This is a genomic window from Muriicola sp. Z0-33, assembly GCF_026126425.1.
In the GTDB taxonomy this organism is placed as follows: Bacteria; Bacteroidota; Bacteroidia; order Flavobacteriales; family Flavobacteriaceae; genus JAFMPW01.
Genome location: NZ_JAFMPW010000009.1, coordinates 29,995 through 54,902 on the forward strand (window position 1 = coordinate 29,995; position 24,908 = coordinate 54,902).

A 24,908-nucleotide genomic window follows, 5' to 3' on the forward strand; every position below is an offset into this window, starting at 1 on the left:
ACGGTAATTTATCTGTTTCATAGTACTTTCAAGAAATTAAAACAAGACTTTAACTGCTGCGTTTTAATTCATTTGGAGTAATACCGAGTTGTTTCTTTACCGCACGGTTAAATGAAGATTTTGAATTGAAACCGGCTTCCATGGCCAGGCTCAAGAGGGTATATTTTTTATTTTCATCATTCTTGAGTAGTTGTTGTACCTCTTTTACTCTGTACTCATTGATATAGTCATTGAATTTTTTATCGATTATTTCATTGAGACATTTAGAGACCAGGTAAGATTTTATTCCCATTTCGTTAGCGACCGATCTTATTGAAATATCCTGATCCTTATACATTTTTTTTTCAACCATCATTTCTTCCAATACTACTGAAATTTCGATGAGCCGATTTTTCTCCGAAGGGGATAGCCTTTTCTTAATGGCAGGATCCTGCTGGTTTCTTCTGGAGAATCCTTCTATACCTATCCAGTAGATTAGAATGGCAAGACCAATGAAGAAGGGATAAAAATAGAAGCGATTAAAATAGAAATAATTATGGTCTGTCGTAAGATTATAAACCACTAAATCTATAAGCAGTATCAGAAGTACAATCGAAAAATATATTTTAAAAGCCCGAAGTATTCTGCTTATCCATTTTAGCTTATTGGGATGAATTTCTCCTGAACTAGCAGCAACCTTCAGGTTTTTTTCGGAACGGTAGGTGTAGAATACAATCAGACTACTGGCAATGACATAGATAGTTGCGTTATTCATCCAAACCACATAACCCCAATACCCCAGCCAGCTGAGGCTTTCACGGGTGCCATCCCAATAGAGATTTTGTAGCCTGACAAAAATACTGCAACAAATTTGTATGAATAAAGGCAGGAAATGTATCCAATCCTTTCTCTTGAGTGTAAAATTCCCTGTGGTTTGCGCCCTGGTATAGAAATACAATAGTGCACCAATAAACCAGCTAAAGTCCAGGTGGATATAATACCATCCATCGTAATATCCAAGACCAAAGAGTCTCATTACTTGTACAATTAAGCGATAAGAAAGTAAAAACAGCAGAACAGCCAAAAAGAAGTTTGCAGTGCGGTTATATCTTGTACTTCGCAATAAAATAATACCAAAAACTATTCCCTGGATGGCTCCTATGCAAAGCAGAATAATTATAAAAATGTTAGTGGTACTCATAGGAATTTAATGAGTATAAATATAGTTGATGTTCATAATACAACCATTTTAATACCAATAGCACCTCATTTCGATTAATCAGTCGGAATCCCCCACCTCAGAATGGGTTGGTTAAGCTGCTAAGAAACTGAGTTTAAAAATTTGCGCTATTGGTATTTTACATAACCCTCTATTCTGAAGTAGATATATGCTTGTATTTACTCTGTCTCTGGCATTAAAATGCCTAAAAAGTAATTTTCATCCAAATATTTTTGAGCAACTTGCTGAACATCCTCCGCGGTCAAATCATCAAGTTTGGTGTCGAGTTTCATCATACTTTCCAGGTTGCGATCTTGTTGGTCTGCTTTCACAAGATTGCTAATCCAGAATCTATTTGTCTTTATATCTTCTTTGCGTTTTACCAAATAAGTTTCTTTTACCTTGGCCATATCTTTTGGGGTGACGCCATCTATTTTTATTTTTTCTATTTCAGTTAAAGCGGCGTTAATCAATTTATCAACATTCTCTGGCCCGCAAGGAAACGATATGCTGAAAGTTAAGTTAGAGTAGGATATTTTACTCAAATTACCCCTTGCTCCTACACCATATACTCCGCCTTCTTCTTCACGTAGCTTTTCCACTAGTTTTATGGTCAGCACTTCTCCAAGAGCATTAACAGCCATTTCGGTACTGCTGTCAAAGGGAATCTCTTCTTCCCAGCTTATGCTAACATTACTCTTTGGGTCACTTCCCCTATTTACTATGTGCTTTTGATAGATGTCTTTTCTTCTGAATTTAGTGGGGAGATACTTTTCATTACTATTCAAGCCTGGTAAAGACGCGAGATAGGTGACAGCATATTCCTTAACCTTTGCTTCATCGACATTACCAACAAAGTAGAAATGAAAATCTCCTGCATCGGCAAAGCGTTCCTGATATTTGGCATATGCCAGTTCATAGTCGGAAGCTTCCATTTTTTCTACTGTGGGAAATCCGGTATACCTGGGGTTGCCTTCGTTCTTAACCTGACCCAATTGGTCTTGAAAGTAAAACTGTGGATTGGCCATGAGGTTACCCAAAAAGCTTTTTTGCTTGGTCATAAAAGAATTAAAAGCCGTTTTGTCTTTATTGAGAGAAGTGAAGTAGAGATGTACTATTTGAAATAAGGTCTCCAGGTCTTTGGGGGCCGCAGAACCATTAAAATTTTCACTAAATGCTCCTATTCTGGGAGATACCCTTACAATTTTACCACTCATAAATTTACTGAGATCGGTTAAAGACAATCCCCCTATGCCTGCTTCCGAAAGACCGCTATTGGCAAAAACTGTAGTACGGAATTCTTCATCACTATATAAGCTGGTACCCCCTGGACTATAGGCCCTAAAAAGTACTTCGTCATTTTTAAAATCTGTCTTTTTGTAAGTGACTTTAGCTCCATTGCTTAAGGTAAATGTGGTAATTTCTAAATTGGGATTTGTCTCTGATGCCACTATAGTACCAGGTGTGGGTATTGTTTCAATTAACTCGGACCGAATGGCTTCATCCTGATAGGGAGCGATCTCAGCCGTTTTGATAGTTTCTAATAAGGTTTTAACCTCTTCTTCAGTTACCAATTTAACACCTTCTTTTTCAGGCCCGGTCAATACAATAACCCGATTATCATCATGTAAGAAACTATTAATGAGCACCCCTATTTCTTCAAGTTTTATATTAGGCAATAAGCGTTGGGTTATGTCATATTGCCAGGCGATACCGGGTATTGGACTCTTTCTTAGGTAATTGTAAATATAACTGTTGACTATTCGATTGCTTTCTAGCTTATCCCGGTCATTAAATTGCTTTTCGAGCCTGGCTAAAAGACTTTTTTTAGCACGCTCAAATTCCCCTTCTTGAAAACCAAAACGTTTAACCCGTTCATTTTCTTCCAAAATTGCTTTAAGTCCACTCATTTGGCCGTCGGGACTAGTTTGAGCGAAAGATTGATAGGCATTTTTTGTTCTTGCAAAAGTGCCTCCATAGTAAGAATATCCAAAAACGAATGGGGGATTTGCACTATTGCGAATTTCATCTAATCTATTATTGATTAGGGTGGAAAACAGATTTTTAACCAACCTGTCCCGATAGTCCTTTATCGTAGTCGTTATTGGTGCTTCAAAACGATCTTTATACAGCACCTGTACCCGACTAAAAGCTGCTTCCTTATCGGAAGCAATTGCAATGAGGGTTTCTTCATGGTTTGGTAATTCATAAGACAAACGTTCTGCAGGGTTTTCGGATTTTTTAATGTTCGAAAAATGTGCTTTTATTTTAGCCTCCATTATTTCAACGTCTAGATCCCCCACGGCGATAACTGCCATTAATTCTGGTCTGTACCAGGTTTTGTAATAATCGCGAACGTCATCATAGGAGAAATTTTCCAGGTTTTCTTTGGTGCCAATTGGAAGACGATCTGCATACTTAGAGCCATACATCATCTTAGGTAGTGTCACTTTTTGCATACGTTCTTCTGCGCCTAGTCGCACACGAAGTTCTTCGAGCACTACTCCTCGTTCTCCATCAATAGCCTCTTCAGACAAGGTGGTATTATGTGCCCAGTCTTCCAGTATTTGAAATCCTTTTTCTAATTTTTCAGGATCGTCACTTGGTATGGGGAGTATGTATACTGTTTCATCAAAACTTGTATAAGCATTTAAATCGGCTCCAAATTTTACTCCAATGCTTTGTAGATAATCTACCAAATCATTTTTTTCAAAGTTTTTGGTGCCATTGAAATTCATATGCTCCATAAAATGGGCCAGGCCAAGCTGCCTGTCTGTTTCCATAATAGATCCTGCATTAACGGCCAAACGCAGCTCTACTTTGTCTTCTGGCTTGCCATTATTTCTAATGTAATACGTCAGCCCATTAGGCAATGTTCCTACTTTAACATTAGGATCGACAGGAATATTTTCTTCCGGGATTGTTGTGGTACTCAGACCATCGGTCTGTGCTGTAAGAGTCGAAAGACCAATAAAGGTGCAGACGATTAAAAGAATAAAATTTTTCATGTGTAATGGTTAATGTGAATTTGTAAATAAACGAAAAAGATAAAGAAGAATAAATTGTAAGAAAAATATTATGAATTATTTAAGATTGCTTTCACATTGGATGGCCTGGAGGCAGTAGATAAAATAGAAGAATTAGCGTCCTCTTAGTTTGGGCCTTATTTATTTGTATTTCTCCACAAAACGTTTGAGTATTTCTTTGGCTACAGGGGTGTGTGTATGGCGAACCATGGCAATTAGTTCGTCTGCTTCTCCGGGTGGGAAATAGCCGTGATATTTATAGGCTTTGATTCTCAGAATAAATTCATTGGCATCGGCTTCCGGATGAAATTGTGCTGAATAGATATTGTTTTTAACCCTGAACATCTGAACAGGGCAGGCCTCGGATGAGCATAAGAGTACCGTTCCCGGCGGTACATCGTCGCAAGCTTCTTTATGACCTACCATTGCAGAAAAGGTTCGTGGCAGATCTTTTAAAAGAGGGTCTTTTACTCCTTCATCAGTAATTTGTACCTGGACGCTTCCTAGTGTCTCTGAATATTTTTTTGATATCCGCGCTCCACAATATTTGCCAAGTAATCCGTTACCGGAACAAGCGCCAAAAAATGGAAAATCCTCCGGAACTACGCTATCAAATAATTGATCGTAAAATACCTCGATGTCTTTTTGGATTTGGCTCTTATTTTTATGCGGGGTGGTAATGTCAAAAGGGCTGCCTCCGGCAATAATAGCAGCATAGTCATTGATATCAATTTCAGGAATACCTTGCTCCAGTCGAACGCGATGCACTTCATCCTGGTTTAATCCACCAACACGAAGAATGGCCTGAAATTCACTTTCTGTTACCTCATCTTCCGGCCGCATTTGTAGTATGAGTATCTTTTTCTTCATTGAACCCCTTATATTTTTATTTGGTTCACTTGATTCAATATATAGAATCTTTTGTTTTCTGAAATTAGGGTACTGCTAATTCTTTGACAGTCAATAGATAGTAATTATCGATAAACAATTGATAATAAACAATGATTTTGATCAACCAAAAGGCACCTAGAACTGTATACTTTTTACTGCCTGCTGCATAATGCTATTTTGAATTTGCGCATAAAAATTTGCTTTTTAATACGATTCGTATTATGTTCGTAATACGAATCGTATTAAATATGAAAAATATTATTAAGCCGACGTTATTAGATTTTGCCATACTTGGATTAATTCAAAACCAACCCTTATCCGGGTATCGTATTCGAAAATTATTTGAACAAACCGCTCTAAGTAATTACAGCAGTAGTCCTGGTACAATTTATCCTGCATTAAAAAGAATGGAGCAACTTGGACTTATTGAAAAAGGCGTTATAAAAGATTCAAAGAAATCTCCTTTTCAAATAACTTCCAAAGGAATTTCGATTCTCACAAGTTGGTTTGTTAAACCAATTGAAAAAGAGGATGTCGAAAAAAGAATAGATGAATTATTGCTGCGATTTGCTTTTATGGAAACACTGGTTGATAAAAAGCAAAAATTACTTTTTTTGACCACATTTAGTGACTATTTAAGTAGATACATCAAAGAACTGAAGCAACACTACCACCAGCAAGCAAATGAAATGCCCTTGCATGGTAAGCTCGCTCTTCAACATGGCGTTGATACGGCCATGGTTACATTAAAATGGTGCAAAAAGGCACTGATTGAAATTAATTAATTTATAAAAGATGAAATCTCACTATTACCCAAAGCTAATCCTGGGCGCGATAATCCTGACTGCACTAAATATTATCTACACGCTAATATTGACTTCTGGTGAAATACTGAACCTGAGCGCTATTAAATGGTCTATGCTAGCCAATTTCTTAATTGTAGTTGTATTGGGCATTTACGTTTCCAAAACCAACATGGGAAGGTTCAATCTTGTTTTATCGGTTTTTGTAATCCTTTACCTAGTCGGATGCTTCAATTTAGCAATAGAAGCCTATATTTTTAATGTAACCGATAGATCAAAAACAATTGAAGAAATACTTCAAGGTCTTTTAGTCGCAGCGTTATTTGCCCCAATTTTGATTTACCTCCTTATAAGAGGGGACGCGCAAGGATCGAGGTTAAATTTCAGACCTCGTTCTACATTTGGCTGGTTATGGAGAGTCCTTGTAGGCGTAGTACTATATCTTATTTTTTATTTAGTTGCCGGGATGATATTGCAAGCCACCTATCCTGAACTTATGGATTTCTATAAGGATAAATTACCATCTATTGATTTAATGATTTTGACACAATTCCCCAGGGGGCTCATTTTTGTAGTCATTGCCATTTTAGTTGTGCGTACATCAAATTGGTCGCTAACAAAAAATGCAATTTTAATAGGACTAATTTTCTCAATTCTAGGGGCAATAGCCCCATTAATTCCTCCTAGTGAATATATGCCATCTAATATCAGACTAGTACACGGAGTTGAAGTAGGAATTTCTAATTTTATTTATGGAGGTATCCTTGGTTTTTTATTAGGACAGAAACAAACGAGCATTAACAATTAACAATGGTTTCAGGATATTGCTAATTGCTAACTGTTTACTGTTAATTGAAAACGGGATTGCTTCCTCATTTTATTCGGAAGCGGCCCAAGGGGTGGCCATTCAATTATCAATAAACAATAAACAATAAACAATTATCGATTTCAAAAGAGTACCTATATAACTTCTGACTTCTGACTTCTGACTTCTGACTTCTGACTTCTGACTTCTGACTTCTGACTTCTGGCTTCTGACTTCTAACTGTTTACTGCTAACTGATAATTGATTATTGAAAATTTGGGATTCTTTTCTCGGCTACCACCTCGAAAAGGGCCCAAGGGGTGGCCATTCAATTATCAATTAGCAATAAACAATAAACAATGATCGATTTTAAAAGAGTACCTATATAACTTCTGACTTCTGACTTCTGACTTCTAACTTCTGACTTCTAACTGTTTACTGCTAACTGATAATTGTTTATTGAAAAAACGGGATTCTTTTCTCGGCTACCACCTCGAAAAGGGCCCAAGGGGGTGGCCCAGCAGAGTAGTAGCCCCTCTAACGGCTATGCCGTTGTGGTCCTTTTTTATTTATTCGCATCAACAAGCAAGCTTGAATGCTCCTAAATAAAAAAGCCCCCCTCACTAGGTGAGAAGGGCTTACTACTCTGCGGTCTGGACGGGACTCGAACCCGCGACCCCCTGCGTGACAGGCAGGTATTCTAACCAACTGAACTACCAGACCGTGGCGTTTAGCGTGTGCAAATATACGTTGCCTAATTATTTTGACAAACAATTTTGTTTAAAATTGAAGAAAATAGGAAATCTTCGCATCCCAATGCTCTTCTATATAGGAAAGAAGGTCGAGACATTGCAGATATGTATTTTTGTTTTAGAGATGCGCTAACCTTCAATTCCACGCTAAAATGGCAGCAAAAAATTACATTTTATTAAGGCTTTTTTTATTCTTAGAAAGAAAAATAAGGGCCTTCAATCAAATAACGGGCTAAAGAAATTGCTGTCGCTCTATCATAAAAGTATTTAGTACTTTATCAAATGGAGCGGAGATATCCACATCTACATATTTAATTTTGTATTGCGCGCATTTCAATTTAAGTGAGGCCAAATATTGGGAAAGTTCTTTTTCATAGGCCTGTTTAACAGTATCTGCATAAAGATCTATGTGCTCTCCACTTTCTACATCTACAAACCTTTTGGGAGTATTTTCGAAATTAAAATGCATCTCTGTTTCTTTGTCGAGCAAATGAAACAGCACTACATCATGCTTGTTGTATTTTAAATGCCGAAGCGCATCAAATAGTTCTTCATCGCCGGTACTGGTTTGAAACATGTCTGTAAAAAGGAAAATAAGACTGCGTCGCTTTATTTTCTCAGCAATCTGATGCAAATAGGTATAGGTCTCAGTTTGTTTAGCGGGCTTATTATCCTGGCTAATCTCACTTAATTTCGCCAGCAACATTTGATGGTGTCTCTCACTGCCTTTCTCCGGTGCATAATAGTTGTAGTCACCTGCATATACACTTAAGCCAACCGCATCTCTTTGTTTTTTCAACAAGTTCATCAGCGCAGCAATTGCGAGTACTCCAAAGCCTATTTTGTTTAAATTTTCAACATTTAATTGTTCAACCCGTGGGTAATACATCGAGGCCGAATTATCCAGTATCATATGACACCTTAAATTGGTTTCCTCTTCATATCTTTTGGTATACAGCTTATCTGTTTTGGCAAATAACTTCCAATCTATATGTTTGGTGCTCTCCCCTGTATTGTAAATCTTGTGTTCAGCAAACTCCGCAGAAAAACCATGGAAGGGGCTTTTGTGGATACCACTTATAAACCCTTCTACCACCTGATTAGCCAAAAGTTCCAGGTTCTGGAATAATGGGGCTTTATGCAGTTCGGATTGCAGATTCATGCAACTAAGATATATCAAAAAAGGTTTGACCCCGAACTAAACGAGGTCAAACCTTTTATTACAACTTGTAATTATAATTTATAGTACAGCGTCTATAGCGTCTGTGTACACTTTTTTAGGAGAAACCCCTACTTGTCTGGTGACAATCTCACCACCTTTGAAAACCAATACGGTAGGAATATTTCTCACACCATATTTAGCTGCAAATTCCTGATTGGCATCTACATCTACCTTCCCAACAACAGCCTTGCCTTCATATTCGCTACTTACCTCGTCTATAATAGGACCAACCATTCTACAGGGTCCACACCATGCTGCCCAAAAATCTACTACTACAGGTTTGTCACTTTTTAATACTACTTCATCAAAAGTAGCATCGGTTATTTCTAATGCCATTTTATTTGTTTTTTGATATTACGCAAATTTAGTCAAATATTTTACCTATTCATTACCCCCGTTGTATACATTTTCTTTATAATGACATTGCCATCGTCTATAGCTAAATATCACGGCTTTAAGACCCTAAATCTGCCTTAAAGATTAATTTAATTTATAATGCAGTTCATTTTCTTCCAGAGCGGCCAGTAATTCGCTGCTTATTCTAACTTTCTGTTTTCTGCTGGAAAGTGTCACTTTTATTTCTTCCTCCATTTCATACACTACAAAATTCAGGGAATGGTTGCCTTTATGTGAAACCAGGGTGTCTTTGATGTTATGAACGTCCTGCTCTTTCAGTTCATCGATATTCAGTTTAATGGTCAACTTTTTAGCAAAGGTTTCCATGACCTCCTGTAGCAACATAAAACTGTTGTATTGCAATCTGGGATCTCCTTTTTTCCCGGTATCCCTGTTTACCCATCCTTCTTTTACATACACTTTTATATAGGCAAAGGAATTGATCATTAAAAAGTGTCTGAATCTTAAATACTCTTCTCCAAAAATTCTAAATTCCAGGCTGTCTGTATAATCTTCTATAGTAAAAATGGCCCATCCTTTCCCATTTTTCGAAATCCGATGTTGTACATCTGTGATAACCCCGGCAAAGCTAAGTTCGCGGTTAATATGGTTTTCCAATTGGTGGAAGGCCGCAATATTGCTATTGCAAAAAGCGCCAATCTCGGCCTTGAAATCATCCAGAGGATGCCCGGAGATGTATATCCCAACTACTTCTTTTTCCCTTCTGAGTTTTTCCATGGTCCCCCAGGTCTCGCAAGGAGGTACTTCGGGTTCAGGAATCTGCACCTCACTGGCATCTCCAAAGAGGCTCACCTGAGAAGAATTTTCATTTTCCTGGAATTTAGCGCCATACTTGATCACTTTTTCCAAAAAGGTAAGTCCGTCGCCTTCGCTATGAAAATACTGTGCTCTGTGGGTATTCCCGAAAGAATCGAACCCACCGGCCAGGGCAAGGTTTTCGAACGACTTTTTGTTCGCTGCCCTCAAATCTATACGCTTTGCCAGATCAAAGACAGATTTATAATGCCCATTTTCCTTCCTGTTGGCAACAATGGTCTCTACAGCAGATCTTCCAACTCCCTTTATTGCTCCCATTCCAAAACGTACAGCGTTGTCTTTATTTACTGCAAATTTGTAATAAGATTCATTAACATCCGGGCCCAAAACATTTAAGCCCATCCGCTTACATTCTTCCATAAAAAAGGTAACCTGCTTAATGTCGTTCATATTATTCGAAAGCACGGCTGCCATATATTCTGCTGGGAAATGTGCTTTTAGATAGGCCGTCTGATAAGCGATGTAGGCGTAGCAGGTAGAATGACTTTTATTGAAAGCGTAAGACGCAAAAGCCTCCCAATCTTTCCATATCTTTTCCAGGGTATCTCTGGGATGCCCATTTTTTTCACCTCCATCCAGAAACTGGGGTTTTAACTTTTGCAGCAATGGCAAAATCTTTTTACCCATGGCTTTCCTCAACACATCTGCTTCACCCTTTGTAAAACCCGCCAATTTTTGCGAAAGCAGCATCACCTGTTCCTGATAAACGGTAATCCCATAAGTTTCCTTCAGGTATTCTTCCATCTCAGGAAGGTCATAACTTATTTCAGCAAAGCCGTTTTTCCTTTGGATAAATGTAGGGATGTACTCCATGGGGCCAGGTCTGTACAAGGCATTCATGGCAATTAAATCGTCAAAGACCGTTGGTTTAAGATCTTTTAAATGTTTCTGCATTCCGGCAGATTCGTATTGAAAGATCCCTACTGTATCACCTCTTTGAAACAGTGCATAGGTCTCTTCATCATCGAGTGGAAATTCATCAGGCACCAATTGCAACCCCTGTCTTGCCTTTACTATTTTTACCGTGTCTTTAATCAGCGTCAGCGTTTTTAAACCCAGGAAGTCCATCTTCAACAATCCCGCACTTTCTACTACTGAATTGTCGAACTGGGTAACATAAAGGTCAGAATCCTTGGCCGTGGCGACAGGTACAAAATTGGTGATATCATCGGGGGTAATAATTACTCCACAGGCGTGGATCCCTGTATTTCTTAAGGAGCCTTCGAGCACCCTGGCCATATTTACGGTTTGCGCCTCCAGGTCTTCTCCTTCAGAAATGTTCAGCAGGTTATTCACCTTTTCCAGTTCGTCGGCCCTGAAGCGTTTTTTTAAATCGGCCTCGGGAACACCAAATATTTTCCCAAGTTTGGACATGTTGGGGATAAGTTTGGCTATTCTGTCGGCATCACCCAGGGGAAGATCCAATACCCTGGCAGTATCCCGAATGGAAGATTTTGCTGCCATTGTACCATAGGTAATAATCTGCGCCACCTGGTTAGCCCCGTATTTATTAATTACATAATCCATTACCCTTCCACGCCCTTCGTCATCAAAATCAATATCAATATCGGGCATAGAGACCCTGTCCGGGTTAAGGAAACGCTCAAAAAGCAGATCGTATTTTAATGGGTCAATATTGGTAATTCCCAGGCAATACGCCACTACAGAACCCGCTGCAGACCCTCTTCCGGGACCTACGGAGACGTCCATCTTTCTGGCTTCCCGGATAAAGTCTTCTACAATAAGAAAATAACCGGGATACCCAGAGTTTTCAATGGTCTGCAATTCAAAGTCGATTCGCTCGGTAATTTCCGGGGTAATTTCCTGATATCTTTTCTTAGCACCTTCGTAACTAATATGTCTTAGATAACTATTTTCCCCGCGCTTCCCTCCATCATTTTCATCTTCCTGCACCAAAAAGGCCGGGGGGATTTCAAATTTTGGCAGTAATACCTCTCTGGCCAACTCATAAGGTGTAATCTTTTCCAGGACTTCCCTTATGTTCAGGATAGCCTCAGGATGGTCTCTGAATAAGGTTTTCATCTCTTCAGATGACTTAAAATAATACTCCTGATTGGGAAGCCCGTACCGATAACCACGACCACGGCCAATAGGGGTAGCCTGTTTTTCCCCGTCTTTTACACAGAGCAATATGTCATGAGCGTCGGCATCCTCCTTTGCGCAATAATAGGTATTGTTTGTAGCAACCATTTTAACCTGGTGCTTTTTGGCCATGGGAATCAGCACCTGGTTGGCCCTGTCTTCATCTTCCTGGCCATGGCGCATCAATTCTACGTATAGGTCTTCTCCAAAAACAGACTTCCACCATAGTAGTGCTTCTTCTGCCTGCTTTTCACCTACATTCAGAATTTTTGAAGGAACCTCACCGTAGAGGTTCCCTGTAAGGGCGATAAGATCTTCCTTATATTCCTCAATAATCTTCTTGTCTATTCTGGGCACGTAGTAAAACCCGTCCGTATAGGCGATAGAAGACATCTTTGCTAAATTGTGGTATCCATTTTTGTTCTTGGCTAATAACACCACCTGATACCCATAATCTTTTACATTCTTATTATGGTGGTCTTCACATACAAAAAACTCACAGCCTATAATGGGGATAAGTTCTTTCTTTAATGCTGTTTCCCCATTTTCGATGGCCTCTTTATTTAATTCGGCGATATTTTGGTTGTGGGCCTTGATTTCTTTTACAAAATGGAAGGCACCCATCATATTGGCATGGTCCGTAATGGCTACTGCGGGCATGTTGTTGTCAGCAGCACATTTAACCAGATCTTTAACTTTAATAGTAGATTGTAAAACTGAAAACTGGGAGTGGTTATGAAGATGCGCAAACTGGCTGTCTTCCAGCGTTTTTATATTCTCATTGATCTCTTCATGAGAGACCTCTAACGTTTCGGCAGACTTTAGTCGGTCAGCAATTTTCCTGGAAGCCTTTTTAAGATTAAGATGCTTAAGTCCTAAAAGTTGTACTTCCTTTGGATGGACTTCGCTGAATTTTGAATAATAGTCCTGATCTACGTCGAGTTGTTCTGTGGTAAATTGCTTTTTTCGAACCAATTCGAAAAAACACCTGGCCGTCGCTTCAACATCTGCTGTGGCGTTGTGGGCTTCTGCAAACGGTTCATTAAATAGAAATTCGTGCAATTCTGTCAGCGTTGGCAATTTAAACTTACCTCCTCTTCCTCCCGGAATTTGGCATAGTGTGGCAGTATGCTCTGTACAGGTGTCTAATACGGGGAGTTGTTGCAGTGGATTGTCTATTTCGAGCCGATAAAACTCGGCTCCCATTATATTGACATCAAAACCAACGTTTTGACCAACTACAAATTTGGATTTGGAGAGTGCTACATTAAATGCCCCAAGAACTTCTGCCAGAGGTTTTCCTTTTTGCGCTGCCAAATCGGTAGAGATACCATGAATCTGTTCGGCGTCATAAGGGATGTTAAACCCGTCTGGCTGGATTAGAAAGTCCTGATGTTCTATCAGATTACCAAGCTCATCATGCAACTGCCAGGCAATCTGAATACATCTCGGCCAATTGTCGGTATCGGTTATGGGCGCGTCCCAGCGCTTGGGAAGACCGGTAGTCTCAGTGTCAAAGATAAGATACATACAGTTGGCGTTTCGATATAAACTAATGGATAAAAATAGTCAAAAATTAAGGGTAGAAAAAGGGGAGTTTTCAGTAGTTATCAACGTCATTTTTTTCTTATACTTTTTAAGGAGAAAGCGATTATTACTATATTCCACAATCAATACATCTATATGAGAACAGATATGCTTTTAACAAGGAAAAGATTTGGGATGCTCCTTTTTCTATGTTTATGTCAGTTGCACTTTGCCGTTGCGCAGGATAATGAAAAACAGCCGCCTAACTTTGTCATAATCTTTGCCGACGACCTTGGCTATGGGGATCTTGGAGTTTATGGAAATCCGACCATTGCTACCCCAAATTTGGATCAAATGGCGTATGAAGGGCAAAAATGGACCAATTTTTATGTTGCAGCCAGTGTGTGTACCCCCAGTCGGGCTGCTTTACTTACTGGAAGGCTAACTGTAAGAAGCGGCATGTCTAGCAACAAGTACAGGGTACTTTTTCCGGATTCAAAAAACGGCCTTCCGGCTGCTGAAATTACTATTGCTGAACAATTGAAGCAGGCAGGCTATAGCACCGCCTGTATTGGTAAATGGCATTTGGGGCATAAAGAACAGTATTTACCTACCAATAATGGATTTGATTATTACTTCGGGATACCCTATTCCAATGATATGGATATGATTTCAGAAATGCCGTACTGGAAATATTGGCAACAGGAAGATGAGGCAATAAAAACAGAACACTTCAATGTACCATTGATCAGGAATACAGAGATAATAGAACGTCCGGCAAATCAGAATACCATTACTAAAAGATATGCTGAAGAGGCCATAACTTTTATCAAGGAGAATAAAGCAGCACCTTTCTTTGTGTATCTGGCGCATAACCTTCCCCATATTCCACTTTTTACTTCCAAAGAGTTTAAAGGCAAAAGTAAGCGCGGACTGTATGGCGATGTGTTAGAAGAAATTGATCACGGGGTGGGCAAAATTATCAGCACGCTAAAGGAAGAAGGATTGGCAGATAATACCATTGTGATTTTCACCTCCGATAATGGTCCCTGGTTACCGTTTAAGAATAATGGGGGTAGTGCCGGTTTGTTAAGGGCTGGTAAGGGGTCTACCTGGGAAGGAGGTATGAGAGAGCCCGCAATTTTCTGGGGACCTGGATTAATTGCCCCTGGTTTGATAACAGATATAGGTTCTACAATGGATTTGTTCACCACTTTTAGTAAAATGGCCGGGGTTGATATCCCCAGGGATCGAATTATTGACGGACAAGACCTGAGCGCCACTCTCCTCAATAAAGCACCTGGCCCCAGAAAAAGCATTTTCTATTACAGGGGTACAGAGCTCTATGCCGTCAGGCTGGGAGACTATAAGGCACACTTCATTACACAGGGGGCCTATGGGCAATTTGGCGAAAAAGAAGTGCACGAAATTCCTTTGCTTTACAATTTAAGTCATGATGCAGGGGAACAGTTCAATATTGCTAAGAAACACCCGGAAATTATCAAGGAAATAAATGAACTGGTTGCGTTACACAAATCCAATCTGGTGATGGGGAAAGATCAATTGGCAGAAAGGGAATAAAGGAAATGTGGTAAAGTATTGCGCATTTAAAGAAATGAAGTATATTTGCACCCCTTTTAGGGAATAAAAGAATTAATAACGAGGGTCGGGCACCCTGCAAAATTAATGTGATATGCCAGTTAGAATTAGATTACAAAGACACGGAAAAAAAGGAAAACCATTTTATTGGATCGTTGCGGCCGATGGACGTGCGAAAAGAGATGGTAAATTCCTTGAAAAATTGGGCATCTACAATCCCAATACCAACCCTGCAACCATTGAAGTAAATGTTGATGATTCTGTAAAATGGTTACAGAATGGAGCACAACCTTCTGAAACTGCAAGACGAATTTTGTCTTATAAAGGAGTACTTTTAAAACACCACCTTTTAGGAGGATTAAGAAAAGGAGCACTTACAGAGGAGCAAGTTGAGGAAAAATTCAATGCATGGGTGGCTGATAAAGAGAAAGCTGTAGCAGGTAAAATTGCTGGGTTAGATAAAGAAAAATCTGAGGCCAGAGCTAAAGCATTGGAAGCTGAAAAAGAAATTAGCGACAAACGTGCTCAGGCTGCCATTGAAGCAGCAACTCCCGATGAAGAGGCTGAAGAGGAAGTAACTGAAGGCGCTATAGAAGTGGTAGAAACCGAAGCTGCTGCTGAGGAGACTGCTGAGGCAGTAGAGGAAACTACTGAAGCAGTTGCTGAAGAGAAAGAAGAAGTGGCAGAAGCTCCTGAAGCCAAGGAAGAAGTTGTAGCGGAAGAAGCTGCTGCTGAAGAGAAGGCAGAAGAAGAATAAATAAAAAATACGATATGCAAAAGGAGGAGTGTTTCTTTCTGGGCAAGGTCGTATCCAAATATAGCTTTAAGGGAGAGGTGTTAGTTAAATTAGACACTGATGATCCTGAAATTTACGATAATATGGAATCAGTATTTGTTTCGATCGGAAACAATCTGGTTCCATTTTTTATTGATCGATGTCGCCTACATAAATCCAACTTACTGAGGATATCATTTGAGGAGGTTAAGGATGAATCCACTGCGGAAAGGATACTTGGTGCAGAACTCTATCTTCCTCTAAGTACACTTCCAAAATTAAGCGGGAATAAATTTTACTATCACGAAATTATTGGTTTTGAATTAATAGATGCGGTCCACGGGAATATTGGAAGAATTACCGCGGTAAACGATTCGGCATCTCAGGCACTTTTTGAAGCCGAAAAAGAGGGTAAGCAGATATTGGTCCCCATTAATGATGATATTATTACCAAAGTAGACAGGAAGAATAAAACTATTAATGTCAGCACTCCGGAAGGACTCGTAGATCTCTACCTGAATAATTAAAAAGGTTAGTTAGAACCCTTATCTATTCCCGGATTTCCAAATATTTTCATTTGACGCATCGCCCAGGGGATAGGCAGATCTTTCTCTTCTATATCTTCGAGTTGTGTTATTTTCAGGAACTTCGCCTTCACCAGATCGAAGGCAATCAGAACATCCGCCTGTTCGCATTTTCCCTCGGCAATCTTTTGCCAGTTTTCCCCATCTACAGATGCCTCCAACAGATAGGAACGAGGATAGGTTTGTAATGGCGGTGGGGCAGTGGGCGACCATCCTCTCGACTTCGGAGGAGAATTAAAATGCAATTCGGATACGGATAGGATTTCAGGGAATTCTATTTGAAACCACATCCCTTTTTTCTGAGTTTCCCCCGTACTCCACCCCTCAAAATTAAACGCACTTGAGGCAGCGGCAGTTCCCCCAATCCTGGTAGGTACAATATGACTTGCAGTAATCTTCCATTCTTTAGAAGGCACCATACTCTGGGGTACTTCATTTAATAGTTCCTCATATTTATAGGGGACCTCCCTATCTTCAGTTGCAGAACGTACCAATGCCACATCTTCCGCGTTAATCATAGAGGCTTTATTAGACAAATTCTGTCTGATGTAAGAGGTGATTGCTGCTATCCACTCATCAGACTGTTCTTTATTGCCCACCATAATACCTGCCGGGTAGCTTGTGCCATCTAAAGGTCCTTCCAGCCCATGCATTACTGTTTTTATAATGTATTCAGGATGAGATTGTACTCTTGAAGAGCCAGATAAGGCAGGTGCCATTACCTGTCCGTTACCCAGTGGGGTCCCATTGCCATCGTTTCCATGACATTGAACACATAATTCATTAAATATAACGGCGCCTTTTTTCATGACCGACTTCTGTTTCTGGGTTAATTCGGCATCGCTTTTTTCCCACCATCTTTTTACTTCTTTCGGACGTAAAATCTGTTCTCCTATAGTTTGTACACCCTTTGCTTTATTTGATGTCAGTAGTTTTTCTATAGCGGCATTCAGCCCCGGTATTTTCAAGACTTTTCCACTGAGCATGGCCTGGATGGCCACATCAATATCGTTGTCTCTCAACAGTCCTAAGTAAAGTCTGTCTAAAGATGAGTTCCCTGCCTTATAAAGTGTTTCACCAGCCCTCATGGCCTGTATTCGGATACGTGGATTAGGATCTTTAAACAGTTCATGAAGTAATTCGGGTTTTAGAACCCCCAAGCCTTCCAGGGCCCACAAAGCATGAAAACGAGCTAGAAGGTTATCGCTTTTTGTTGCCAATTGTTCTAACTGTGGAACAACGCTTGTGTCTCTCCTGAGCACTATCAATTGCTGGGCCTTATCTCTCCACCAACCATTGGCATGCTCTAAATGCTTTACCAAATCTGAAGTGGGTGCTTCAAACATTCTGGGTACGGTCTTATCTCTTCCCTGGCTCTTGTGTGTAATTCGCCATATCCTGCCAAGGCCAACTACTTTATCTAGTTGATATTGCTCTATTTTGGTTCTGAGATATGTGCCTTTTTGGGCCCATTGCCCCTCCTGGATAATTCCGTGATACATGTCTGCAATATAAAGGGTGCCATCCGGAGCAGTGGCCATATCTACTGGCCGAAACAAGGGGTCTGTTGAACGCAGGAATTCAGATTTTTGTTCCTGATATACGTTATGGAGGGTGGTTATTCCTTCTTTTACAACCGGATTAATCTGCCGAACTATACGCGCCACCGGTTCCCCGTAAAATAGTTGGCCGTAGACTTCTTTTGGGAGGCGGTCTCCCCGATAAATATCATTACCTGCAGCTCCTGTAACTCTGTTAGGCCCCCCATCTGGCTGACGCACCCTATCCATACCTTCCTGTAAATCGGCAAGTTTAACCGGCGCTCCCCAGGGGATTTCAAAACCTTCAGCAAATTCATTATCATAATTGAAATTTCCATAGTGTACCGGATATTGAAATTGCGAAGGAAGTCCGCTGGCACCACCTAAAAACCAGAGTTTTCCATCATCGTCATGAGATATTCCCCATTGAGCTCTGTTATATCCGGTTTCTTCCCGGATTACCCCACCAGGGGTTTCTCTTACCCGAAAAGCATTAACGGTGCTATACAGCCAATTGTCCATACCGTAATACATAAAGGCCTGTTGGTGTTCCACATTACCAGAGCGGCCATAATTTGTAGTAAAGAGTTCCTTTTTGTCTGCTTCTCCGTCACCATCGGTGTCGGTATATTTATAGACATTATCGGCATCAGATTCCATTGTCAGTATAGCATCTTTTCCATAGGGTAGCACAAACCGGGGGAAAATCAGATGGTCTACAAAAGCGGTTCCAGTCTCATAAATTCCATCATTATCATTATCCTCCCAGCGCGATATTCTGCTTACAGGTTCCAGGGTGCCATCAGAATCTGCGGTTAACATATACGTTCGAAGTTCCAATACATACAGTCTGCCATTACCATCAAAGGCAATGGCACCAGGCTGTTCTATCTGAGGTTCGGTTAATACCGGGGTAATCTGATAACCGTCTGGCAATAAAAACCTTTTAGCCTCTTCCTCCGGGTATAATGGAAGTACAGGGGATTTAGGCTCCAGATCGATGCCTTTCCAATTTTCGTGCTCCGGATCTACATCTTCAGGAATAGATACTACCGGCAGAGAATCTGACATGGATACAATTACTCTTTCCACCGGATGAGGTTCCTTGGTGGCAGAAGTGCAATGCCATAACAACATTGGAATTAGTGAGTAAATAAATACAATTGAAAAATCAGAGAAAAATTTTCTTAGAAAGCAGCAAATGAATTTAGTCATATTAGGTATTGAGGGTGGCGTTAACAGGCTATTGTTCTAGAAAAATAGGTATATTCAGGGCAAATACCAAGCGATTATAAAATCATGAAAAAAGCATTCTATATTATAGCCCTCTTTACCATCATTTTATCTTGTGGAGACCGGAGTAAAAAAGGCGATCCGGTGCCGGAAGCACCACCCAATATTGTGCTCATTTTTACAGATGACCAGGGCTATCAGGATGTAGGAATTTTTGGGTCGCCAGATATTAAAACTCCTCATCTTGATAAAATGGCTGCGGAGGGTATCAGACTCACCAGTTACTACTCTGCCCAGGCGGTATGTTCTGCTTCAAGGGCAGGGATACTTACCGGCTGCTATCCCAATAGAATAGGGATACATAATGCACTTGGTCCTGGTAATACGCACGGGATAAATGCAACTGAGACTACTATGGCAGAAATGCTGAAAGCCAGTGGGTATAAGACAGCGATTTATGGTAAATGGCACCTGGGCCATCATTTAAAGTTTCTGCCCACAAGACATGGATTCGATGAATGGTTTGGTATCCCATACTCTAATGATATGTGGCCATTTCATCCGCAACAAGGGCCAATTTTTAATTTTCCGGACTTACCACTTTATGAGAATGAGACCGTAATTGATACCTTGTTGGAACAGTCCCAGCTGACTACCCAAATTACAGAGAGAAGCGTAGATTTTATCAATAGAAATAAGGATAACCCCTTCTTTTTATATGTTCCACATCCACAACCTCATGTACCTTTGTTTGTTTCTGATAAATTTAAGGGTAAATCCAAGAGGGGCCTGTATGGGGATGTAATCATGGAGATAGATTGGTCCGTGGGTCAGATTATGGAGGCACTTAAAAAGAATGGTCTGGAAGAAAACACTGTCGTAATTTTTACTTCAGATAATGGCCCCTGGCTTTCCTACGGCAATCATGCCGGAAGTGCCCTGCCTTTGCGAGAGGGAAAAGGAACAGCCTGGGAAGGCGGGCAACGAGAGCCCTTTATAATTAAATATCCCAAAAAATTAAAAGCCGGCGGTGTAATTGATGTTCCTGTTATGGCCATAGATATTCTACCCACTATAGCGGCACTTACCGATTCTGAGTTGCCAGAATTACAGATCGACGGAAAAAGTGCCTGGAGCTTGCTATCGGGTGAAAGCGATAAAAGTCCGCAAAAAGCGTATTTTTTTTACTACAGGGTAAATGAACTATTTGGAGTAAGATATGGTAAATGGAAAATGTATTTCCCTCATAGATACCGTACAATGGACGGGCAGGAACCGGGCAAGGATGGTCTTCCCGGGGAATATAGAATGATAGACCTGGAAGAGATAGAACTCTACGATATGCAAAACGATATCAGCGAGACAAATAATGTAGCCCAGGATAATCCTAAGGTAGTTGAAGAGATAAAATTACTTGCCAATGATATGCGTTTCAGATTGGGAGATGCCTTATTAGAATTGGAAGGATCGGAGACCAGGGAACCGGGCCGGTTAGTAAGTAGTGAGCAGTGAGCAGTTAACATAGGCAGGAATCAATAATTATCCATTCTAGCGTTGAGCAAACCCTTTAAGTTTAAACAGTTTACGATTAATCAGGATAAATGTGCCATGAAAGTGGGCACCGATGGGGTGCTTCTTGGGGCATGGACTTCTCTGGATAACGCTCCGGAAAGTATTTTAGACATCGGAGCCGGCACAGGACTGATTGCTCTGATAATGGCGCAAAGAAGTGAGGCGACTACTATAGACGCACTGGAAATAGATGAAGCGGCTTATGTGCAATGTGTAGAAAATTTTGAGGCGTCCCCCTGGGGAGATCGGCTCTTTTGCTACCATGCAGGGCTGCACGAATTTATAGAGGAGATAGAAGACCAATACGATTTAGTAATTTCTAATCCCCCCTTTTACACGGAAGATATGGCAAGTGGAAATGCTGCCAGGGATGTGGCCAGACAAAGCCAGTCATTGCCCTTTGAAGAATTAATTGAGGGAGCTTCGGTCTTGCTTTCTTCCAAAGGGGTCTTTTCAACGATCGTCCCATACAAAGAAGAGTATCATTTTATACAACTAGCGGCAGACAGAGGCTTATTCCCACAGCGCATAACAAGGGTAAAAGGAAATTTTTCATCAGAGATTAAAAGAAGCCTGCTTCAGTTTGTGTTTGATAAAGAGCAGGTCATAGAAGATGAATTAATTATCGAAAAAGAAAGGCACGTATATACCTCAGAATATATTGCGCTAACTAAGGAATTCTATCTGAAAATGTAATCTATATTATTCTATTCACAGGCCTAGTTAAACAGGTAGGCCCCCCACCACCTTTAATACTTATTTCCTGCCCGCTGTACGTTAAAACTTCACATCCAGCTTTTTCAAGGGCAGTTTGTGTTCTTGGATTGCCCTCAACCATGATACATTTTCCGGGTCCTATTGCCAGAACATTACATCCCATACTTTCAAATTCTGCTTCGGGTACTTCTACAAATTTGTACCCCAAATTTATCAGTTGCTTTCGAAATCTAATGGGCATCAAAGGAGGGTAAATTACCGCCAGGTCTTTATCAACAGGACTCAGAATAGACATTAAATGAAATACATCTTGTGGTCCTTTGTAGTGAGGTAAATCAGCTACTATCAACTTAACGCCTATAGGAGAAAGAAAGGCTTTTAACTGCCTAATTCCTTCCTCATTGGTTCTGTATGAGTGCCCCACTGCTAAGGTTGTTCTATTGAGCCAGGCTACATCGCCGCCCTCCAGCGATCCGGGGGATTCAATTTTCCCCAGAACAGGGATATTATGGGTTTTAAATGATTGGTATTGGGCTTCCGGTTCCCATTTTCTACCTTCTTTTCCCATTGCGCAAATGATCATTCCATGATCTGTAGCAATGGAGGCATCCCTGCAATAAACAGCGTCTATCCTTGTTTTGGAATTTTTGGGGAAATACTTTATCGCTATATTGTTATTTAGCAGAATTTTTTCAAAATTTTCATACTCACTTATGCTCTTCTCCAACCCGGGTTTTGATAAATAGTTTAATTCTTGCCATTGTTCGGCAAGCAGCTTCTCTGAAACAAATGCGTCACGTGCAGATTTCAGGTAAACCGTTGCTAATTTTAAATATTCTGAATGAGAGGTCTGCATGATTATTTTTTGGCGCGGGGCTTTGAAGTCATTTATTTTTGAACCTTGAGTTTAATATATTGCTTAAATTAGAAGCATAGCCAATATACAATTAATGTCAAGTAAATTCTTCATAGACCCCGATATTTCCAAGGCCGAAACACTGCCGGCATCTTTTTACAGGGATACTGAAATATTTGAAGCCATCAAAAACAACATCTTTTATAAATCATGGCAATGGTTGGGGCATCAGGATCTAGTGGAAAATCCACAACATGTACATCCGATGGTACTGTTGAACAATTTTATGACAGAACCATTGGTGCTGACCAAAGATTTAAACGAAAACATTCATTGCTTAAGCAACGTTTGCACCCATCGTGGTAACCTTGTGGTGAATTCATCAAAAAAGGCAAAAAAATTAATTTGTGGCTACCATGGCAGGAGATTCAGATTGGACGGTAGTTTTGAACATATGCCAGAATTTGAGAAAGCAGAAGGTTTTCCAAGGCCTTGTGACGACCTGCACAAATTTCAACTACGGCATTGGGGGCCATTTTTGTTTGCTGGTTTAGATCCAGTATTCGATTTCCAGGAAGTAATTAATACCTTGGAAGAACGCATTGGGTTCCTGGATCTGCATAGTTTTAAATTAGATTCTGACAGGGGAAAAGATTATACAATTGCTGCGCACTGGGCATTGTACTGTGATAATTATCTGGAGGGTTTCCACATCCCATTTGTTCATGACGATCTGGACGCTGTCCTGGATTACGGGAATTATGAAACCTTAATTTATGACCATTTAAACCTTCAGATAGGTTATGCATCGGGCGATGAAGAAATTTTTAATTTACCTGCGGGACATCCGGATTACGGTAAAAAAGTGGCTGCCTATTATTACTGGGTCTTTCCCAATATGATGTTTAATTTCTATCCCTGGGGACTCTCCGTTAACGTTGTTCAACCCCTGGCAGTGGATAAAACCAAAGTTTCTTTTTACAGTTATGTACAGGATGCTTCAAAACTCGACAAAGGCGCAGGAGCTATTCTGGACAAAGTGGAAATGGAAGATGAAGAGGTAGTAGAAGGGGTACAAAAGGGCGTGAGATCCAGATATTATAGAGCAGGGCGTTTCTCCCCCACAAAGGAAAAGGGAGTGCATCATTTTCATCATCTGCTCTCTAAATTTTTGCAGTAACTTTCATTAACAAATAATGAAGTAATAGCATTGTAATTTATAACAATCTGCATTTGCATTGTTATATATCCTTACTACCTTTGGCAAAATTTACTCCCATATGAAGCCCGATTTATTTGAAGCCCCGGACTATTACAATCTTGATGATCTTTTTAGTGATGAACACAAGCTGGTGCGCGATGCTGCCCGCCAGTGGGTAAAGCGTGACGTTTCTCCAATTATAGAGGAGTACGCCCAAAAAGCCAAGTTTCCAGAAAGTATTATTGGTGGTTTAGCAGAAATTGGAGCTTTTGGACCTTATATTCCTGTTGAATATGGTGGAGCTGGGCTAGATCAGATAAGCTATGGCCTTATTATGCAGGAAATAGAAAGAGGAGATAGTGGGGTGCGTTCTACGGCATCTGTACAATCCTCCCTGGTGATGTATCCAATCTTCACCTATGGCACTGAAGAACAACGCAAGAAATATTTGCCCAAATTGGCCACTGGTGAATATATGGGATGTTTTGGCCTGACAGAGCCCGATCACGGTTCTAATCCGGCAGGGATGGTAACTAACTTTAAAGACAAGGGAGATCATTATCTTCTCAATGGAGCAAAATTGTGGATATCTAATTCACCTTTCGCCGATATTGCCGTTGTTTGGGCAAAGAATGAAGAAGGCAGAATACACGGTTTAATTGTAGAACGCGGAATGGAAGGGTTATCTACCCCTGAAACCCACAACAAATGGTCATTAAGGGCTTCTGCTACAGGAGAGCTGATATTTGATAACGTTAAAGTGCCCAAGGAAAATCTGATGCCAGGTAAAAGTGGTCTCGGCGCGCCATTGGGATGTTTGGATTCTGCCCGATATGGTATTGCCTGGGGCGCCATTGGTGCTGCCATGGATTGCTATGATACCGCACTTAGATATGCCAAGGAGCGCATTCAGTTTGGCAAACCTATTGCTGCCACACAATTACAGCAGAAGAAATTGGCCGAGATGATTACTGAAATTACAAAAGCCCAATTGCTGGCATTTAGACTTGGTCAGTTAAAAAATGAAGGAAAGGCTACAACCGCTCAGATTTCTATGGCAAAACGAAATAATGTAGATATGGCAATTAAGATAGCAAGAGAAGCCAGACAGATATTAGGAGGCATGGGAATAACGGGGGAATACAGCATAATGCGTCATATGATGAATCTGGAATCTGTTATAACATATGAGGGCACACATGACATTCATCTGTTAATTACAGGGGCCGATATAACCGGGCATAGTGCGTTTAAATAAATTGTATTATTT

Annotated in this window: 17 protein-coding genes and 1 tRNA gene; 9 read left to right on the forward strand and 9 right to left on the reverse strand. The window is 40.4% G+C overall.

Annotation, left to right across the window (positions count from 1 at the left end; all coding sequences use genetic code 11):
• Positions 1 to 49: 49 nt before the first annotated feature.
• The 3 genes from J1G40_RS12920 to J1G40_RS12930 all read right to left on the reverse strand — a co-directional run bounded on the left by J1G40_RS12920 (position 50) and on the right by J1G40_RS12930 (position 5,094).
• Positions 50 to 1,180 (reverse strand): helix-turn-helix domain-containing protein, encoded by a 1,131-nt coding sequence (locus tag J1G40_RS12920; protein WP_265243065.1) that lies wholly within the window; start codon positions 1,178 to 1,180, stop codon positions 50 to 52.
• A 197-nt stretch (positions 1,181 to 1,377) separates the two neighbouring features.
• The gene (locus tag J1G40_RS12925; protein ID WP_265243066.1) at positions 1,378 to 4,206 is read right to left on the reverse strand and encodes a M16 family metallopeptidase; all 2,829 of its coding nucleotides are present in this window, start codon (positions 4,204 to 4,206) and stop codon (positions 1,378 to 1,380) included.
• Positions 4,207 to 4,365: 159 nt separating this feature from the next.
• Positions 4,366 to 5,094, reverse strand: a complete 729-nt coding sequence (locus J1G40_RS12930) for a glutamine amidotransferase (protein ID WP_265243067.1) — start codon at positions 5,092 to 5,094, stop codon at positions 4,366 to 4,368.
• 269 nt (positions 5,095 to 5,363) lie between these two features.
• Between J1G40_RS12930 and J1G40_RS12935 the strand changes: the two genes are divergently transcribed.
• The gene (locus J1G40_RS12935) at positions 5,364 to 5,900 is read left to right on the forward strand and encodes a PadR family transcriptional regulator (protein WP_265243068.1); all 537 of its coding nucleotides are present in this window, start codon (positions 5,364 to 5,366) and stop codon (positions 5,898 to 5,900) included.
• A 10-nt stretch (positions 5,901 to 5,910) separates the two neighbouring features.
• A complete protein-coding gene (locus tag J1G40_RS12940; protein WP_265243069.1) occupies positions 5,911 to 6,726 on the forward strand; it encodes a hypothetical protein in 816 nt (271 codons plus the stop codon).
• Positions 6,727 to 7,372: 646 nt separating this feature from the next.
• Here the strand turns inward: J1G40_RS12940 and J1G40_RS12945 are convergent.
• The 4 genes from J1G40_RS12945 to dnaE form a co-directional block, all read right to left on the reverse strand.
• Positions 7,373 to 7,446 (reverse strand) — tRNA-Asp (locus J1G40_RS12945).
• Between the two features lie 261 nt (positions 7,447 to 7,707).
• Positions 7,708 to 8,637, reverse strand: coding sequence for a DUF58 domain-containing protein (locus tag J1G40_RS12950; protein WP_265243070.1), 930 nt, complete (start codon positions 8,635 to 8,637; stop codon positions 7,708 to 7,710).
• 78 nt (positions 8,638 to 8,715) lie between these two features.
• On the reverse strand, positions 8,716 to 9,033 hold the full coding sequence (trxA, locus tag J1G40_RS12955) for a thioredoxin (RefSeq protein WP_265243071.1): 318 nt from the start codon (positions 9,031 to 9,033) through the stop codon (positions 8,716 to 8,718).
• Positions 9,034 to 9,177: 144 nt separating this feature from the next.
• Positions 9,178 to 13,563, reverse strand: a complete 4,386-nt coding sequence (gene dnaE, locus J1G40_RS12960) for a DNA polymerase III subunit alpha (RefSeq protein WP_265243072.1) — start codon at positions 13,561 to 13,563, stop codon at positions 9,178 to 9,180.
• A gap of 153 nt (positions 13,564 to 13,716) precedes the next feature.
• Here dnaE and J1G40_RS12965 point away from each other — a divergent pair, with 153 nt between their 5' ends.
• The 3 genes from J1G40_RS12965 to rimM all read left to right on the forward strand — a co-directional run bounded on the left by J1G40_RS12965 (position 13,717) and on the right by rimM (position 16,461).
• On the forward strand, positions 13,717 to 15,141 hold the full coding sequence (locus J1G40_RS12965; protein WP_265243073.1) for a sulfatase: 1,425 nt from the start codon (positions 13,717 to 13,719) through the stop codon (positions 15,139 to 15,141).
• A 112-nt stretch (positions 15,142 to 15,253) separates the two neighbouring features.
• Positions 15,254 to 15,916, forward strand: coding sequence for a 30S ribosomal protein S16 (locus J1G40_RS12970; RefSeq protein WP_265243074.1), 663 nt, complete (start codon positions 15,254 to 15,256; stop codon positions 15,914 to 15,916).
• Between the two features lie 14 nt (positions 15,917 to 15,930).
• On the forward strand, positions 15,931 to 16,461 hold the full coding sequence (gene rimM / locus J1G40_RS12975) for a ribosome maturation factor RimM (RefSeq protein WP_265243075.1): 531 nt from the start codon (positions 15,931 to 15,933) through the stop codon (positions 16,459 to 16,461).
• Positions 16,462 to 16,466: 5 nt separating this feature from the next.
• On the opposite strand, the gene J1G40_RS12980 is transcribed toward rimM, so the two are convergent.
• Positions 16,467 to 19,274: a c-type cytochrome gene (locus tag J1G40_RS12980; protein ID WP_265243076.1), complete on the reverse strand. Its 2,808-nt coding sequence runs from the start codon at positions 19,272 to 19,274 to the stop codon at positions 16,467 to 16,469.
• 84 nt (positions 19,275 to 19,358) lie between these two features.
• Between J1G40_RS12980 and J1G40_RS12985 the strand changes: the two genes are divergently transcribed.
• Together J1G40_RS12985 and J1G40_RS12990 are read left to right on the forward strand one after the other, a co-directional pair.
• Positions 19,359 to 20,804 (forward strand): sulfatase, encoded by a 1,446-nt coding sequence (locus J1G40_RS12985; RefSeq protein ID WP_265243077.1) that lies wholly within the window; start codon positions 19,359 to 19,361, stop codon positions 20,802 to 20,804.
• Positions 20,805 to 20,846: 42 nt separating this feature from the next.
• A complete protein-coding gene (locus J1G40_RS12990) occupies positions 20,847 to 21,560 on the forward strand; it encodes a tRNA1(Val) (adenine(37)-N6)-methyltransferase (protein WP_265243078.1) in 714 nt (237 codons plus the stop codon).
• Position 21,561: 1 nt separating this feature from the next.
• Here J1G40_RS12990 and J1G40_RS12995 read toward each other — a convergent pair whose 3' ends face one another.
• The gene (locus tag J1G40_RS12995) at positions 21,562 to 22,437 is read right to left on the reverse strand and encodes a dimethylarginine dimethylaminohydrolase family protein (protein WP_265243079.1); all 876 of its coding nucleotides are present in this window, start codon (positions 22,435 to 22,437) and stop codon (positions 21,562 to 21,564) included.
• Positions 22,438 to 22,531: 94 nt separating this feature from the next.
• Between J1G40_RS12995 and J1G40_RS13000 the strand changes: the two genes are divergently transcribed.
• Together J1G40_RS13000 and J1G40_RS13005 are read left to right on the forward strand one after the other, a co-directional pair.
• Positions 22,532 to 23,617, forward strand: a complete 1,086-nt coding sequence (locus J1G40_RS13000; protein ID WP_265243080.1) for an aromatic ring-hydroxylating oxygenase subunit alpha — start codon at positions 22,532 to 22,534, stop codon at positions 23,615 to 23,617.
• A 100-nt stretch (positions 23,618 to 23,717) separates the two neighbouring features.
• A complete protein-coding gene (locus tag J1G40_RS13005; protein WP_265243081.1) occupies positions 23,718 to 24,896 on the forward strand; it encodes an acyl-CoA dehydrogenase family protein in 1,179 nt (392 codons plus the stop codon).
• The last annotated feature ends 12 nt before the right edge of the window (positions 24,897 to 24,908 follow it).

Bases quoted from the DNA above. Each gene is read 5' to 3' on its own strand.
- J1G40_RS12985 (WP_265243077.1), top strand. From the start codon at position 19,359: ATGAAAAAAGCATTCTATATTATAGCCCTCTTTACCATCATTTTATCT.
- trxA (WP_265243071.1), bottom strand. From the start codon at position 9,033: ATGGCATTAGAAATAACCGATGCTACTTTTGATGAAGTAGTATTAAAA.
- J1G40_RS13005 (WP_265243081.1), top strand. From the start codon at position 23,718: ATGAAGCCCGATTTATTTGAAGCCCCGGACTATTACAATCTTGATGAT.
- J1G40_RS12965 (WP_265243073.1), top strand. From the start codon at position 13,717: ATGAGAACAGATATGCTTTTAACAAGGAAAAGATTTGGGATGCTCCTT.
- J1G40_RS12950 (WP_265243070.1), bottom strand. From the start codon at position 8,637: ATGAATCTGCAATCCGAACTGCATAAAGCCCCATTATTCCAGAACCTG.
- J1G40_RS13000 (WP_265243080.1), top strand. From the start codon at position 22,532: ATGTCAAGTAAATTCTTCATAGACCCCGATATTTCCAAGGCCGAAACA.
- J1G40_RS12920 (WP_265243065.1), bottom strand. From the start codon at position 1,180: ATGAGTACCACTAACATTTTTATAATTATTCTGCTTTGCATAGGAGCC.
- J1G40_RS12995 (WP_265243079.1), bottom strand. From the start codon at position 22,437: ATGCAGACCTCTCATTCAGAATATTTAAAATTAGCAACGGTTTACCTG.
- rimM (WP_265243075.1), top strand. From the start codon at position 15,931: ATGCAAAAGGAGGAGTGTTTCTTTCTGGGCAAGGTCGTATCCAAATAT.
- J1G40_RS12940 (WP_265243069.1), top strand. From the start codon at position 5,911: ATGAAATCTCACTATTACCCAAAGCTAATCCTGGGCGCGATAATCCTG.
- J1G40_RS12970 (WP_265243074.1), top strand. From the start codon at position 15,254: ATGCCAGTTAGAATTAGATTACAAAGACACGGAAAAAAAGGAAAACCA.
- J1G40_RS12925 (WP_265243066.1), bottom strand. From the start codon at position 4,206: ATGAAAAATTTTATTCTTTTAATCGTCTGCACCTTTATTGGTCTTTCG.
- J1G40_RS12980 (WP_265243076.1), bottom strand. From the start codon at position 19,274: ATGACTAAATTCATTTGCTGCTTTCTAAGAAAATTTTTCTCTGATTTT.
- dnaE (WP_265243072.1), bottom strand. From the start codon at position 13,563: ATGTATCTTATCTTTGACACTGAGACTACCGGTCTTCCCAAGCGCTGG.
- J1G40_RS12930 (WP_265243067.1), bottom strand. From the start codon at position 5,094: ATGAAGAAAAAGATACTCATACTACAAATGCGGCCGGAAGATGAGGTA.
- J1G40_RS12935 (WP_265243068.1), top strand. From the start codon at position 5,364: ATGAAAAATATTATTAAGCCGACGTTATTAGATTTTGCCATACTTGGA.